The sequence below is a fragment of the Pseudoalteromonas sp. bablab_jr010 genome, assembly GCF_016464105.1.
Classification (GTDB): Bacteria; Pseudomonadota; Gammaproteobacteria; order Enterobacterales; family Alteromonadaceae; genus Pseudoalteromonas; species Pseudoalteromonas simplex.
Genome location: NZ_JACDWV010000087.1, coordinates 96580 through 111288 on the forward strand (window position 1 = coordinate 96580; position 14709 = coordinate 111288).

Here is a 14709-nt window from a genome sequence, read left to right on the forward strand (position 1 = left end):
TGGGGGCTAGGCCCCCATTTAAAGCAATAACTTAAACGAAATTAAAGTGAACGTTGTACTTCAACCGTCTCGAATACCTCGATTTGGTCGCCAACTTTAACATCGTTGTAGTTCTTAACGCCGATACCACATTCCATACCGTTACGTACTTCTTGAACGTCATCTTTAAAGCGACGTAGTGACTCAAGTTCACCTTCATAGATAACCACGTTATCACGAAGTACACGGATAGGCGCGCTACGCTTAACGATACCTTCAGTAACCATACAGCCTGCGATTGCACCAATCTTCGGTGACTTGAACACGTCACGAACTTCAGCAAGACCAATGATCTCTTGCTTGAATTCTGGTGCAAGCATACCTGACATCGCTTGTTTAACTTCTTCAATCAGGCTGTAGATTACGCTGTAGTAACGTAAGTCTAGGTTTTCTGACTCAATTACTTTACGAGCTGATGCATCAGCACGTACGTTAAAGCCAACAACGATTGCGTTTGACGCCGCTGCAAGCGTTGCATCAGTTTCAGTGATACCACCTACACCTGAACCAACAATCTTCACTTTAACTTCATCAGTAGAAAGCTTAGTTAATGAATCAGCGATTGCTTCAATTGAACCTTGTACGTCAGCTTTAAGAACGATGTTAACTTCTGATACATCGCCTTCAGCCATGTTCGTAAACATGTTTTCAAGCTTCGCTTTTTGTTGACGAGCAAGCTTCACTTCACGGAACTTACCTTGACGGTAAAGTGCTACTTCACGTGCTTTACGCTCATCTTTAACTACTGTTGCTTCATCACCAGCAGCAGGGATACCTGATAGACCTAAAATCTCAACTGGGATAGACGGACCCGCAGACTTGATATCTTTACCGTTCTCATCTTTCATCGCACGTACACGGCCATATTCAAGACCACATAGTACGATATCACCTTGGTTAAGCGTACCAGACTGAACTAGGATTGACGCAACTGGACCACGGCCTTTATCAAGACGTGATTCAATTACAACACCTGCAGCCATACCTTCAGCTGGTGCAGTTAGCTCTAGGATTTCAGCTTGCATTAGTACTGCTTCAAGTAGGTCATCAATACCTAAACCTGTTTTTGCTGAGATATGAACGAATTGCGTGTCACCACCCCACTCTTCTGGGATAACGTCTAATTGTGCTAGTTCGTTCTTAACGCGATCTGGGTCGATGCCTTCTTTATCCATCTTGTTTACTGCGATGATTAAAGGAACGCCTGCAGCACGGGCGTGCTGAACCGCTTCTTTAGTTTGTGGCATTACACCATCATCCGCAGCAACGACTAGGATTACGATATCCGTTGCTTTAGCACCACGAGCACGCATTGATGTAAACGCGGCGTGGCCCGGAGTATCTAAGAACGTGATCATGTGACCATTTGTTTCAACGTGGTATGCACCAATGTGCTGTGTAATACCACCTGCCTCACCTGAAGCAACTTTTGCTGAACGAATGTAGTCAAGTGTTGACGTTTTACCGTGGTCAACGTGACCCATTACCGTTACAACCGGCGCACGAGGAATTGCTTTACCTTCTTCGCTACGATCGCTTAGTACTTTCTCTTCTAATTCGTTTTCTTTAACGATAATAACCTTGTGACCCATTTCTTCAGCTACAAGTTGTGCTGTTTCTTGGTCGATCACTTGGTTGATGGTAACCATGTCACCCATCTTCATCATCGTTTTAACAACTTCAGCACCTTTAACAGCCATACGTGATGCAAGCTCAGCAACAGTGATTGTTTCACTGATACGAACTTCGTTTTTCACGTCTGCTGTTGGTTTTTGGAAACCATGTTGTAAAGACGTTGGTGCTTTCAGCTTACCTTTCTTGCCTTTAGGACCTGTAGGCTGTTTCTCTTTTTGAGGTCCTTTTTTCTTTTTCTTACGACGAGCGCTTTGCTCTTCACGTGCATCAGATTCATCTTCTGCTTCACGTGCGTAAGTAGAAGTCGTAAGGTGGTGATCAGCGTTTTCTTCACGCTGCTTACGCTCTTCTTCTTCCTTTTTCCAGCGAGCTTCATTTTCTTCAGCTAGCTTTCTTGCCTCTTCTGCTTGACGTTTCGCTTCTTCTTCAGCTTTTCTCAATGCGGCCTCTTCTGCTTCTTTTTGCAGACGCTCAGCTTCGGCGCGATCTTGTTCAGACTTAGCACTTTGCTCTGGGGTCATCTGCTTCTGTTTCGCTTTACGCTCAGCTTCAGCTTTACGTTTAGCCTCTTCTTTGGCTTTACGCTCAGCTTCTTCTTTCGCTTTGCGCTCTGCCTCTTGTTTCGCTTTAAGCTCTTCAGCTTCTTGCTGGGCTTTAAGCTCTGCTGCTTTACGTGCAGCTTCTTCTGCAGCTAAACGCTCTTCTTCTTGCTGTTGCTCAATGGCGCTTTTCTTAACGTAAGTACGTGTTTTACGTACTTCAACTTGCACAGACTTCGCTTTACCTGTAGAGCCAGTTACGCTTAGCGTACTTTTGCTTTTACGTTGCAAAGTCATGCGAGCTGGGCCTTCTGAGCCCGTGCCGCCGTGCTGCTTGCTCAAGTGATCTAATAACGTCGACTTTTCAGACTCAGTTACCATATCACCTGCTTTTTTAGAAATACCGGCTTGTTCTAGCTGCTGTAGTAATTTATCAACAGTTGTACCAATATCTCCGGCTAGTTTTTCAACATTTACTTCTGCCATAGTGTGTAATACCTCCGTTAATAAATTACTCGTCTGCGAACCAACAAATGTTACGCGCAGCCATAATTAGCTTGCCAGCTTCTTCTTCTGAAAGTTCAGTGATGTCTACTAACTCATCAATGCCTTGCTCAGCTAAGTCTTCAAGTGTTACTACACCTTTACTTGCCATAACAAATGCAAGGTGACGCTCTAAACCTTCAAGTGCTAGAAGGTCTTCTGCAGGTTCTGCACCTTCTAAGCTTTCTTCAGTTTTAAGCGCTTTCGTTGTTAATGCGTCTTTTGCACGTGAACGTAAGATATCAACTGTTTCTTCATCTAAACCGTCAATTTCTAAGAATTCTGATGCTGGTACGTAAGCCACTTCTTCAAGTGTCGAGAAACCTTCGTTGATAAGTAATGTTGCAAACTCATCATCGATATCTAGGTACTCAGTGAATAAGTTGATTAGCTTATCTGATTCAGCTTCGTTCTTCGCACGCATGTCATCAACGGTCATTACGTTTAATTCCCAACCAGTTAACTGGCTAGCAAGACGAACGTTTTGACCATTACGACCGATTGCTTGTGCTAGGTTATCGGCTTCAACAGCGATATCCATTGAGTGTGTATCTTCGTCCATTACGATTGACGCAACTTCTGCTGGCGCCATTGCATTGATAACGAATTGCGCTGGGTTGTCATCGTAAAGAACGATATCAACACGCTCACCACCAAGCTCAGTTGAAACTGCTTGTACACGTGCACCACGCATACCAACACACGCACCTACTGGGTCGATACGTTTGTCGTTAGATTTTACCGCGATTTTTGCACGAGAGCCTGGATCACGTGCAGCTGCACGTAGTTCAATCATCTCTTCGCCAATCTCTGGCACCTCAATGCGGAAAAGTTCCATTAGCATTTCTGGCTTAGAACGCGTTACAAATAACTGCGCGCCACGAGCTTCAGGCTTAACTTCATAAAGAAGACCACGGATACGGTCACCCGGGCGGAAGTTTTCACGCGGTAACATATCATCACGGTAGATAACCGCTTCAGCATTGTTACCTAGGTCAAGTACGATAGCATCACGGGTTGCTTTTTTAACAACACCTGTTACTAATTCGCCTTGTTGATCTTTGTATTCTTCAACCACTAATGCACGCTCAGCTTCACGTACTTTTTGTACGATAACTTGCTTAGCCATTTGTGTTGTAATACGGTCAAACTTGATTGACTCAATTTGTTCTTCAACGTAATCGCCTAATTGTAGGCTTTCGTCTTCAACCTGTGCCGCTTCAAGTGTGATTTCGCTGTAAGGGTTTTCTAAAGAACCATCTTCAAGAACTTCAGCAATCTTCCAACGACGGAATGTGTCGTAATCACCTGTTTTACGATCGATTGATACGCGAACTTCAATTTCGCCATCGTGTTTTTTCTTTGTCGCAGTCGCTAATGCGAACTCTAACGCTTCAAAAATCTTTTCTTTTGGAACCGCTTTCTCATTGGAGACGGCTTCAGCAACCAATAATATTTCTTTTGCCATGGGTTATGCCTCGCTTGCCCTATTCCTTCGCACTCGAATTAAAACTTTGCGATGATGTTCGCACGTTCAATGTTACTGATCATAATCATATGCTCAGTGCCATCTGCTGAAAGTGTGATCATATCACTGCTAACTGATACTAAATCGCCTTTAAAGTTACGACGACCATCTTGCGGAAGCTTAGTACGCACGCGTACTTCTTCTCCTTGCGCCTTCTCGTAGTGATCTTGTTTGAATAATGGACGATCAACACCAGGAGACGAAACTTCCAAATCATATTCATTTGTAATTGGGTCTTCGACGTCTAAAATTGCGCTAACTTGACGACTAACGTCGGCACAATTGTCAACCGTAATCCCTGCATCGTGATCGATATAAACACGTAATGTAGAGTGGCGACCAGCTTGCACAAACTCAAGACCATGTAACTCAAAGCCTAACATTTCAACGGCCGGTGAGAGCATGGCTACTAAATCTTGCTCAAGTTTTGTCACGAAAATCCTCCATACAAACAAAAAAAGGGCATATAGCCCTGAAATACTGAGTTTAATAATGATTTAAAATCACCGCCAAGCAGATACAACAACGCCCCGAACCAAGCGGGGCGTCACACCTAAAGCATAAAACTGTGTGGCCTAGGGCCAAGCTTGGTTGCGAGTCAGTCACCTGACTAAATTAAACTAGATAGCCTAAACGCAAAACGCGCATTACCAGAATGCGCGACTTCATACAGTAAAAATTACTGTGCATACTAAGTACACTTACAATGCCTTAGCATGTATTTGGTTGCGGGAGCCGGATTTGAACCGACGACCTTCGGGTTATGAGCCCGACGAGCTACCAGGCTGCTCCATCCCGCGCCAATAGATATTAAAAGTAACTTAATATCGTTTAATCGAGTGCTAAACACCTCAATTCAATGGCGGCTATTATAAGCATGTAGCGCTCAATTAGCAACCTTCCTACATGAATTAGTTAGACTATTTTTTGCCTAAAAATTTTATGACAACCTTGTCATAAAATTTCCCATAACTGAAAATTCTCGTCTATATTTAGTCATATAATAAGAATAACCTATAGCCTTGGCTATTAAGCGATTTACTATGAGTCTATCTTCATTTCAAAAAAGACTGTTACTACAAGATATTGAATTGCTAAAACCAGATTTCCATCAGTTTACAAGCGCATATCATCGCAGTCTTAATGCTCGTCAGTTAACCATGACAGTGCCTGAGCAAGACAGCATAACTAAGCGTAGCTATATTCTTTACTGTGCGCTCAACAAAGTAGTAAGTCACCTTGATGACTTACAGCAAGTCACGCCGTTTATTCATTATTTAGCGAATAACCTGAGCTTTTTAAACGTAGCGTCAAAAGATATTGATATTCTTTGTGAGGCTTTTATTGAGACTCGTCTACTCTTTATCAAGACCTACAATAGCCATCAGCAACAAGCTTGGGAGCTGGCTATTCGTATTTTTTCTAATATTGTGAAAAGTTACTTATTTTCACACTCTACCGTGGTTTCTATTAAAACAAGACGCTTGGTTTATAAAGCTCACAATTGACTCAGTTCATTTCGAAGTCTATCAATTTGCCTTTGCTCAACAGAGATAAGTGTATTGAAGCGGCTTGTCAACGCACTCATTTTATCAACTAAAGCTTGATCACTATTTGCGTCAGCTAAGTTATTTGGTCTATGGCTAACTTGCTTTTCTAGTAGGCTAATCTGTTGGTTTAGTTGTTCGTTATAAGTATCGATCTTATTTTCATGCTCAGCGATTTGTTGCATGATTTGTTTGCTACGAATAAAGCTATCAACCTCATCGTTATTTGATAGTTCATTGAAACTATTGTTTATTCTGTTATTTTCGGCGATTAGTCTGTCAATACTTCGCTGTTCATTGTCAATAAGAACAGCATAACGCTCAGATACAGCACTCATTTGCTTTGCAATAGCGGCTTGTTTTTTTGCACCAACTAAGTTTTGTAACTGCGCATCGGACTGATTATTTAATGCTGCAATTTCATTATTCATACGAAGCTTAAAGGTATCTATTTTATTATTATGCTCAGCTATTTCTGCTGCTATTTGTTTGGTCCTGATATAGCTATCAACTTGACCAGTCGTTTGAGAATATACTGACTCAGTACTTTTTCCTTGTACAGCATTGGATAGGAAAGGGTTTTGCTCTTTTATTGTTATTAATTTAGCATCTTCCCCACATGGCAACTGACTAAACTCAACCACACCATTTTTTTCGCACTGATACACTGATGCACTCGCCGCAGTGCTTATAAATAAACATGTAGCCCAAATAATATGAGTATTAATAGTGTTAGATTTCATTTTTTGCCTTCCATAGTTATACCTTATTTATACACTAACTTTATCGATCTATCTCCTAGTTTGTTTCGTAGTTAATTCAATTATGATCCACTAAGGTTTTTAGAAGTGCAATATGCCACCCTGAGATTTATTTTTGGCGATCAACTTAATGCAAGTCATAGCTGGTTTAAAAATAAATCACAACCAGACACACTGTACGTGATTGCCGAATTGAAACAAGAAACAGACTATGTAAAGCATCATTTGCAAAAAGTGACCGCTTTTTTTGCTGCAATGGAAAACTTTGCTACAGCACTCAAAAATGCCAACTTGAACTGCCTGCATTTAACACTTGATAATACAGAAGATGATGCCACGCTACCTGAATTGCTCACCCGCTTAGCGAAGCAGTATCAATGCCAAAATATTGAGTATCAATATCCAGACGAATACCGCCTTAAAAAGCAACTTGCAGATTTTTCACAGCAGAGCGAATTTAATGTCAATGCAGTTGATTCGGAACACTTCTTGTTACCTTTTAACGATATTGACCAGCACTTTAAGCCAAATAAACCGGTAAAAATGGAGTTTTTTTATCGTGCTATGCGCAAACGTTTTAATATTTTAATGGACGATGATAACCAACCTCGTGGAGGCAAATGGAATTTTGATCAGCAAAATAGAAACAAGTTAAAACCAAGCGATCTTAAAGAAATTCCCGAACCTTTGTGCTTCGGTCACGATGTTAGCCACATCCTTAAACGGATAGAAAAGCACAAAATAAATACCTTTGGTGAGTGCAGCGATACCTTAATTTGGCCAACCACGCGCGCTGAAGCAAAGCAGTTACTTGATTTTTTTTGCGACCATTTACTGGTGCATTTTGGTCAGTTTCAAGATGCCATGACATGCCAGTCCCAGTACCAATGGTCTTTGTATCACAGCCGTTTATCGTTTGCTCTTAATACGAAAATGCTGCACCCGATGCAGGTCATCGAACAAGTGTTAACTAGCTTTGATAAGCAACCTATTGATATTGCTCAAGTTGAAGGTTTTATTCGGCAAATTCTCGGTTGGCGCGAGTATGTACGTGGTATTTATTGGCAAAATATGCCTGGTTACGCCAGCAAAAATGCCTTAAATGCAAAGCGTGCCCTACCCGACTATTTTTGGCACGGCAAAACAAACATGAATTGTATGCACCATGCCATTACACAAAGCCTGCAAACGGCTTATGCACACCACATACAACGTTTGATGATCACGGGTAACTTTTGCTTATTAACCGCTATTAAGCCTAGTGAAGTAGATGAATGGTATTTAGGTATTTATATCGATGCCATAGAATGGGTAGAAATGCCCAACACTCGGGGAATGAGCCAATTTGCTGACGGGGGATTAATTGCCACTAAACCTTATGCTGCCAGTGGAAATTACATCAACAAAATGAGTGATTATTGCAAACACTGTAGCTACAACATTAAAGAAAAAACCACTGAGGATGCTTGCCCATTCAACAGCCTATATTGGCATTTTATGTTAGAACATGAACAGCAGCTATCACAAAACCCTCGTATCGGTATGATTTATAACAACTGGTATAAGCAAGATGAATCTGTTCAGCAAGCAACTCTTAAACGTGCTAATTGGTGCTTGGATAATTTAGAAAAACTGTAATGACAAAGTACCATATTGGGTAAACTTGTTAATTAAATGTTTAATTATTTTGTCACTCTAGTGTAATCACGCTCTTTTTTAATAGCGCTGCATATTAAATAACACTTTGAGGACACAATGAAAAAAACACTTATTAGCGCAGCGTTTTTAGTTGCATGCAGCAGTAACGTACATGCGTTTAGTCAAGAAACCCACAAACGTATCGTGATTGATGCCGTTAACTACATGCAACAACACCCAAGCACAACACAATACGCTGCGTTAGTCAGCTATGCTCAGCAAAATAATATGACTGTCGCTCAGCTTGGCGAGCTACTTGGGCAAGCAGCCTATGACGTCGATGATTTTGAGGACACGTTTTTTTGTGGTGCTATTACAGGTTCTTGCGTACAAGCACCAGTTTGGGGTGCTGCAGAAAGTATTGTGAAATACACCAGTTATTGGCACTTTCAAAATCACACCCAAGGTGCTGATCAACATGGCAACGACTTTGGCGGCTACAACTATCAAAAACTAACAGTATGGGGAGCTGTTGATAATCTTGCCGCAACGTGGCTCAAAGGTGATTACCTTGATGATGGTAAAGGTGGTGAAACAGGCTGGTTCAATGCTGACTCTTCAAAATATAATAGCTATGGCGTTACTGAAGCCCATTACCGTATAGATAGCCAATCAAGTTACAGCATGTATGATGACTTTGAGGAAATGCCATTCCAACCTATCGATAACTTAGGGCAATACTGGTATCAAAGTTACTTACAAAGCGGTAATCCACAGATTTTAGGTTTTGTATTTCACACTACCGATTTACTCCAACCTCATCATACTTGGACAACCTCCGATCTAAATCACTCAAGCTGGGAAAGTTGGGTGAATGATTATTACGACCAAGAAAATCTCAATGATCCAGCACTCGTCTCACAAGCCATGGCGACCTTTGCTGCATTAGATACACAATCAACTGATGTACGCCCTTTGTTAACCCAAGGCGGTGCATTTTCTTATGCACAAGGTGGGATCGTGTTAAATTCAAAAGATCATTACGACCGACTCGATACTGCAAAACAAGTGGTTCCTCATGCGATTGCGATGGTGGTTCACCTACTTAATCATGCCATGGTTGCTCGATAATGCGTGGGCTTTACATTTTGACAGCACTGCTAGGTTTGCTTTTTAGCAACCTAGCAGTTGCTGCGTTTAATCAATACACAGAATCTGAAATTGATCTCATGTGGCAGGTCTACAAAGAACAAAGCCCTGATATTAGCAAACAGCAAACACGTGAACGCCTTTACGAAAATCAATTTTTACTTAAGTACGCACAGAAAAACATGCCTGAGCTTGTAGAGCGCCAAGCGAGTGTTGGCTTTTCAACTCATTACCATGTAATGCGCTACTTAGATAATCTGTTTATTCATCAGTTAAATCTCACCGGTAAACCAGCTACAACTGGGCTTGAACCATTTGATAAACACTGGCTGAAAACCAACTTAGGGCTATATCCGCTGGATGGTCAGTACAGTGATGCCCAAATCAAACAGTTCAATGATATTAAACTCGATTTGTTTGAAAACTCAATGACGCTGTACGAATTTATTGCACCTCTTTCTATGCAGACTCGCTTTCGTTTGCATCAAGGAGATAGCGAACTGTTCAAAACCGAAGTTTTAAAACATCGACAATTTCTTTTGCATTTAAAGCAAGCTGATGCGGTCATACAAACACAGCAACTTTCGCTACCCCATCTTTATTCTATAGCCAAGGGCGATATCCTAAGGCCTTCGATTCAAAGCTGGTTAGGGGTAAAAGGTATTATGCATGTAGAGAGCCCTGTGTTAACTCGCTTAGAGAACAAGGTTACTGACGCTGAAATCCAGCAATATTACCAACAACACAAAGAAAGATTTCATTATCTAAAATCGGTTAAGGCCCATGGCGGCGAATTTACCGATAGAGAAGCGGCTTTAGCATTTAAAAAGCAAGCTGAAACAAGCTCAATACAACACGCACTAAAGCAATTAAATCAGCCCGATATTTACGCCCAATATAATAACTACTTAACCCGAGAGCATAAACGAAATTGGGCAGTACAATTAGCATTCACACAAAAGCCTCAACAGTTAAGTGAGGTAATACGCTCACCGAATGGTTTATGGGTGGTAGTAATGAGCTATGATCATGCGTTTGGCTACTTTGACGCAAATGACGAAACAGTACGCTATCAAGCCAAAAAGGTCATCGCAGTTGAAAAAGCCATAATTAACTACCAACAGAGTTGGTTGGCGTGGCAAAAAGCGCATGGGATTAAGTTATGAAATGGCTAGCTTTAGCACTTTGTGTGCTTTTTAGTGCTGCGGTTATTATGCATGTGCAATCAAAACATATTGCTTTAGTGCCTGCTGAAAAAGCACTGCTGCCCGTTGAGGTTGAGAAAAAAGATGTTCGTAATCAACAAGCAATGACCAGTATGCACGAAAAGCCAACTTTAATTGCCAGTGAAACAATCGATGAGGCCGTTACAAATGCGGCAATCACAACTCCCGATTACTTTCCACCCATTGCAAAGCAGCCCCAGCAGACGAAGCGGTTTACAGGTGATCTTAATGACCATAAAGCGTATCAGGCATACCATCAAACACAACAAACTGAATTAGAACTTCGCTTTATTGATGCCTCAGAAAGTAAAATTGCTACTCTCGAATCCCTTTTAGAACGTGGTAAGCAAGCGGGATTGTCAGAAGATAAGCTTAATGAAGCCGAAGATAAAATTGCGGCTTTAAAGACGATGCAAGCGGAATTAGTTGCTAAACATAACGAAAAAAGCCGCCTCAAATGAGGCGGCAAAACTAACTAGGGGAAACAATGCTGTTGGTAATTACTTGTTTTCGAGTAATTTACCATTACCGATTTCAATTTTACGTGGTTTTAAAGCTTCTGGAATTTCACGCTCTAGATCGATACTTAGTAAGCCGTTTTCAAGGTCTGCACCAAGTACTTTAACGTGGTCACCTAATTGGAACTTACGTTCAAAGTTACGCTCTGCAATGCCTTGATGGATAAACTTACGCTCAGCATTATCTTGTTTATCAGCTTTAGTACCGCTGACTTTCAATGTGTTGTTTTCTGACTCAATGGTCAATTCACTGTCACTAAAACCTGCTACAGCCATAGTGATACGATATTTGTCTTTATCGAGTGCCTCGATGTTGTACGGAGGAAAACTTGGCTGCTTGTCTGTGCGAGCTGCCGCATCCATTAATGATGCTAAATGATCGAAACCGATGAATGAACGATAAAGTGGTGATAAGTCTACTGTACGCATAATTATATCCTCATATTTAAGCGATATTTTGTTAGTACTCTTCTATTGAACCAGTGCTAACAAAGTTAAATTAATACTATATATTTCAATTACTTTAGTTTTTTTGGGACCCATCAGGCGTCCTCACTAAACTATTTATGGGCGGGTAAAATCTTTTCAAGATTTTTAGCAAAAAAAATTGTAATTTTTTTTAAATTAAATGAAAGTTAAGTGCTCTCAAACTGGTCTGAATAAGTTGATTTTAAAGGGCTAACAACGTACAAAATAACAATGAAAAAAAATCCAACTTTTTTAAAAAAATTTATCAGTGTGCTAAAAAATGTCGTTTTAATGGCAGTCGTTGTGTATGCCGTGACCGCATTTCAGCAACGTAATTTACTCTCAACTGATAAAACCCCTGCCCCCTATTTTAATTTAGCCACGCTAAAAAACCCGACAGAGCGGATGACCATTGCACAATTACAAGGCAAGCAAACAGTGGTGTCTTTCTTTGCGCCTTGGTGCTCAATTTGTCGTTACAGTATGCCAAATTTAGAAAAGGCTCATCAGCAAGGTAAGTTAAATGCCATAGCAATTGCCCTCGATTACCAAAACATTGCTGAAGTTAAACAGTTTACTGATTCACTCGAATTAACAATGCCGGTGTTACTTGGCAGTAAAAGTACAGGTCAAGATTATAAAATCAGTGCCTACCCAACTTATTATGTTATTGATGAACAGTTGGCCATTACTGCGCATTCTATGGGTTACTCAACAGAACTTGGCCTTAGAATGCGAACTCTAGATTAGCTCAATCGCTAATAATGAGAAAAAACAGAATAGTGCAATCGATTTTATGCGCTGTTTTTATTCATTTAATTCGTTAAGATGATAACCAGATAAACCATCGAGGAGAGCGATATGTTAACTGTAATTTTTGGCCGTGAAGGCTGCCCATACTGTGTTCGTGCAAAAGACGTTGCTGAAAAACTAGCAAATGAGCGTGACGATTTTAAATACCGTTATATCGACATCATTAAAGAAGGCATCAGCAAAGCAGATTTAGAACAGTCTGCAGGCAAACCTTGCCCAACCGTACCACAGATTTTTATTGACCAAGCCCACATTGGTGGCTTTACTGAATTCGAAGCATACGCTAAAGAAAATTTAGGGTTATATCAATAAATTGTAAACGTGGTTGATTTTGGTAATTTTAAACTGATTAAATTATGACCAACATCAACCACATACAAATTAGTTGTAATTTATACAAGCAATTGCCTTGTATTTCCTATACAATGCGCGCCTCTTTAAATTCGTTGAGGCGTATTAATGTCAGAACCAGTCACGTTTGAATCTCTAAATCTTTCTCCTGCAATCCTTAAAGCAGTTGAAGAGTTGGGTTACAAGACTCCATCTGAAATCCAAGCTCAATGTATACCGTTATTGCTAGAAAGAAAGGACGTACTGGGACTAGCGCAAACGGGTACAGGTAAAACAGCAGCATTTGCACTGCCGTTACTAAATAATATTGACCCGTCTGTGAAGCAGCCACAGATCCTTGTTTTAACGCCTACGCGTGAACTTGCGATCCAAGTAGCTGAGGCATTCGAACAATATGCTAAGCATACTCGTGGTGTTGAAGTTTTAGCCCTTTATGGTGGCCAAAGCTATAGCATCCAACTAAGTGCACTTCGTCGTGGCGCGCAAATCATTGTTGCAACGCCAGGTCGCTTAATTGACCACATTAACCGTGGCACAATCAAGTTTGAGAGCTTACAAGCCCTTGTTCTTGATGAAGCAGACGAAATGTTACGCATGGGCTTCATTGATGATGTAGAAAGCATCATGGAGAAAACGCCACGTGAAAAGCAAACATGTCTTTTCTCTGCGACCATGCCTAAGCAAATTCAAAATATCAGCAGCAAGTACATGAATGAGCCTGAGCAAGTTCATATCTCTGCGCGTAACTCAACTGTATCAACGGTTGAGCAAGTATTTTGGAATGCACACGTACACAAAAACAAAGCTATCGTTCGCTTCTTAGAAGCAGAACAATACGATGGTGCAATTGTTTTCGTACGTACACGTAACGACACGGTACAGTTAGCTGAATTACTTGAGCGCGAAGGTTTCTCTGCGGCACCACTTAATGGTGACATGAACCAACAAGCACGTGAACGTACAGTAGATCGTTTGAAAAACGGCCTAGTTGATATCGTTATTGCAACAGACGTTGCTGCACGTGGTCTTGATGTAGACCGTTTAAGCTTAGTAATTAACTACGATATTCCACAAGATTCAGAAGCCTACGTTCACCGTATTGGCCGTACTGGTCGTGCGGGTCGTCAAGGTAAAGCGATTCTTTTCGTAAAACATAACGAGCGTTATTTACTTAAAAATATCATTCGTCATACGAAATCTGATATCGCACAAGTTGATTTACCAACAGCTAAAGTTGTTGAAGAAAAGCGCATTAAAGCGCTTCAAGACAAGCTTACAATTGCGCTTGAAAACAAAGACATCACTTTCTTTAATCAAGTTGCTGCTGATATGGCAGAAAAACTTGAATTAAGTGCTGAAGACTTAGCAGGTGCATTACTTTGTTTAGCGCAGCAACAATCACCAATCAAGGTTGAAGAAGTTAAAGTTCAACCGCGTGGCGAGCGCAACGAGCGTCGTCGCAATGACCGTGGTGATCGTGGCGACCGCCAAGGACGCGAGCGTAAACCTCGTGAGCCGCGTGAGCGCAACAGCCGTAACATGGGTCCTATGGATACTTACCGTATCGAAGTAGGTCGTGAGCACGGTGTACAAGTTAAAAATATCGTTGGTGCGATTGCTAACGAAGCTGATATCTCAAGCAAGTTCATTGGTGATATTCGCTTACATGACAATCACAGTACGGTACAGTTACCACAGAACATGCCAAAAGATGTGCTTGATCACTTCCAAAAGGTATTTATCTGTAAACGTCCGATGAATATGACGCTAACGCAAGACCAAGGTCCTGCGGCTCCTCGCTCTGAGCGCCCAAGTGGTGATCGTGGTGATAAGAAGCGTAACTTCAAAGACCGTGGTGAAAAACGTGGTGGCCCTCGTAAAGAGCGTCGTCCAGTGAGCTTCACTGCGAACTAATTGAAGCTTAAGCTTTAAGCAATAAAAAACCTTGTCATGA

13 protein-coding genes and 1 tRNA gene are annotated in these 14709 nt (G+C 41.2%); 8 read left to right on the forward strand and 6 right to left on the reverse strand.

Annotated elements, in window-relative coordinates:
* Positions 1 to 41: 41 nt before the first annotated feature.
* From infB to JIG37_RS08975, 4 genes are all read right to left on the reverse strand, one after another.
* Positions 42 to 2699: a translation initiation factor IF-2 gene (gene infB, locus JIG37_RS08960; RefSeq protein WP_054553175.1), complete on the reverse strand. Its 2658-nt coding sequence runs from the start codon at positions 2697 to 2699 to the stop codon at positions 42 to 44.
* Positions 2700 to 2724: 25 nt separating this feature from the next.
* Complete coding sequence (gene nusA / locus JIG37_RS08965) at positions 2725 to 4224, reverse strand: transcription termination factor NusA (protein ID WP_054553176.1); 1500 nt, start codon at positions 4222 to 4224, stop codon at positions 2725 to 2727.
* A gap of 38 nt (positions 4225 to 4262) precedes the next feature.
* Positions 4263 to 4718 (reverse strand): ribosome maturation factor RimP, encoded by a 456-nt coding sequence (rimP, locus tag JIG37_RS08970; RefSeq protein ID WP_054553177.1) that lies wholly within the window; start codon positions 4716 to 4718, stop codon positions 4263 to 4265.
* A gap of 289 nt (positions 4719 to 5007) precedes the next feature.
* Positions 5008 to 5084, reverse strand: a tRNA-Met gene (locus JIG37_RS08975).
* Between the two features lie 243 nt (positions 5085 to 5327).
* Between JIG37_RS08975 and JIG37_RS08980 the strand changes: the two genes are divergently transcribed.
* Positions 5328 to 5792, forward strand: a complete 465-nt coding sequence (locus JIG37_RS08980; protein ID WP_166341606.1) for a globin — start codon at positions 5328 to 5330, stop codon at positions 5790 to 5792.
* On the opposite strand, the gene JIG37_RS08985 is transcribed toward JIG37_RS08980, so the two are convergent.
* Complete coding sequence (locus JIG37_RS08985) at positions 5783 to 6574, reverse strand: DUF4124 domain-containing protein (protein WP_199529210.1); 792 nt, start codon at positions 6572 to 6574, stop codon at positions 5783 to 5785. The two genes, JIG37_RS08980 and JIG37_RS08985, sit on opposite strands and share 10 nt — an antisense overlap.
* A 105-nt stretch (positions 6575 to 6679) precedes the next feature.
* On the opposite strand from JIG37_RS08985, the gene JIG37_RS08990 reads away from it, so the two are divergent.
* The 4 genes from JIG37_RS08990 to JIG37_RS09005 all read left to right on the forward strand — a co-directional run bounded on the left by JIG37_RS08990 (position 6680) and on the right by JIG37_RS09005 (position 11066).
* The gene (locus tag JIG37_RS08990) at positions 6680 to 8230 is read left to right on the forward strand and encodes a cryptochrome/photolyase family protein (protein WP_199529211.1); all 1551 of its coding nucleotides are present in this window, start codon (positions 6680 to 6682) and stop codon (positions 8228 to 8230) included.
* A 117-nt stretch (positions 8231 to 8347) separates the two neighbouring features.
* Positions 8348 to 9361 carry a hypothetical protein gene (locus tag JIG37_RS08995; protein WP_054553181.1) on the forward strand — a complete coding sequence of 338 codons (1014 nt, stop codon included), beginning with the start codon at positions 8348 to 8350 and terminating at the stop codon, positions 9359 to 9361.
* Positions 9362 to 9378: 17 nt separating this feature from the next.
* Positions 9379 to 10545, forward strand: coding sequence for a peptidylprolyl isomerase (locus JIG37_RS09000; RefSeq protein ID WP_244664378.1), 1167 nt, complete (start codon positions 9379 to 9381; stop codon positions 10543 to 10545).
* Positions 10542 to 11066 carry a hypothetical protein gene (locus JIG37_RS09005; RefSeq protein ID WP_199529212.1) on the forward strand — a complete coding sequence of 175 codons (525 nt, stop codon included), beginning with the start codon at positions 10542 to 10544 and terminating at the stop codon, positions 11064 to 11066. The genes JIG37_RS09000 and JIG37_RS09005 overlap by 4 nt, the downstream gene beginning before the upstream one ends.
* 39 nt (positions 11067 to 11105) lie before the next feature.
* Here JIG37_RS09005 and JIG37_RS09010 read toward each other — a convergent pair whose 3' ends face one another.
* Entirely contained in the window at positions 11106 to 11552 is a 447-nt protein-coding gene (locus JIG37_RS09010; RefSeq protein ID WP_054562102.1) for an Hsp20 family protein, read from the reverse strand.
* A gap of 330 nt (positions 11553 to 11882) precedes the next feature.
* Here JIG37_RS09010 and JIG37_RS09015 point away from each other — a divergent pair, with 330 nt between their 5' ends.
* The 3 genes from JIG37_RS09015 (at position 11883) to JIG37_RS09025 (ending at position 14669) form a co-directional block, all read left to right on the forward strand.
* Positions 11883 to 12341 carry a TlpA disulfide reductase family protein gene (locus JIG37_RS09015; protein ID WP_244664379.1) on the forward strand — a complete coding sequence of 153 codons (459 nt, stop codon included), beginning with the start codon at positions 11883 to 11885 and terminating at the stop codon, positions 12339 to 12341.
* 111 nt (positions 12342 to 12452) lie between these two features.
* Positions 12453 to 12716 carry a GrxA family glutaredoxin gene (locus tag JIG37_RS09020; RefSeq protein ID WP_054553185.1) on the forward strand — a complete coding sequence of 88 codons (264 nt, stop codon included), beginning with the start codon at positions 12453 to 12455 and terminating at the stop codon, positions 12714 to 12716.
* A 147-nt stretch (positions 12717 to 12863) separates the two neighbouring features.
* Positions 12864 to 14669: a DEAD/DEAH box helicase gene (locus JIG37_RS09025; RefSeq protein WP_138619858.1), complete on the forward strand. Its 1806-nt coding sequence runs from the start codon at positions 12864 to 12866 to the stop codon at positions 14667 to 14669.
* The last annotated feature ends 40 nt before the right edge of the window (positions 14670 to 14709 follow it).

What these genes read in the sequence shown, in the direction of transcription:
- JIG37_RS09005 (WP_199529212.1), top strand. Translation starts at nt 10,542, where the DNA reads ATGAAATGGCTAGCTTTAGCACTTTGTGTGCTTTTTAGTGCTGCGGTT.
- infB (WP_054553175.1), bottom strand. Translation starts at nt 2,699, where the DNA reads ATGGCAGAAGTAAATGTTGAAAAACTAGCCGGAGATATTGGTACAACT.
- nusA (WP_054553176.1), bottom strand. Translation starts at nt 4,224, where the DNA reads ATGGCAAAAGAAATATTATTGGTTGCTGAAGCCGTCTCCAATGAGAAA.
- JIG37_RS09025 (WP_138619858.1), top strand. Translation starts at nt 12,864, where the DNA reads ATGTCAGAACCAGTCACGTTTGAATCTCTAAATCTTTCTCCTGCAATC.
- JIG37_RS08995 (WP_054553181.1), top strand. Translation starts at nt 8,348, where the DNA reads ATGAAAAAAACACTTATTAGCGCAGCGTTTTTAGTTGCATGCAGCAGT.
- JIG37_RS09020 (WP_054553185.1), top strand. Translation starts at nt 12,453, where the DNA reads ATGTTAACTGTAATTTTTGGCCGTGAAGGCTGCCCATACTGTGTTCGT.
- JIG37_RS09015 (WP_244664379.1), top strand. Translation starts at nt 11,883, where the DNA reads ATGGCAGTCGTTGTGTATGCCGTGACCGCATTTCAGCAACGTAATTTA.
- JIG37_RS08985 (WP_199529210.1), bottom strand. Translation starts at nt 6,574, where the DNA reads ATGAAATCTAACACTATTAATACTCATATTATTTGGGCTACATGTTTA.
- JIG37_RS09010 (WP_054562102.1), bottom strand. Translation starts at nt 11,552, where the DNA reads ATGCGTACAGTAGACTTATCACCACTTTATCGTTCATTCATCGGTTTC.
- JIG37_RS08980 (WP_166341606.1), top strand. Translation starts at nt 5,328, where the DNA reads ATGAGTCTATCTTCATTTCAAAAAAGACTGTTACTACAAGATATTGAA.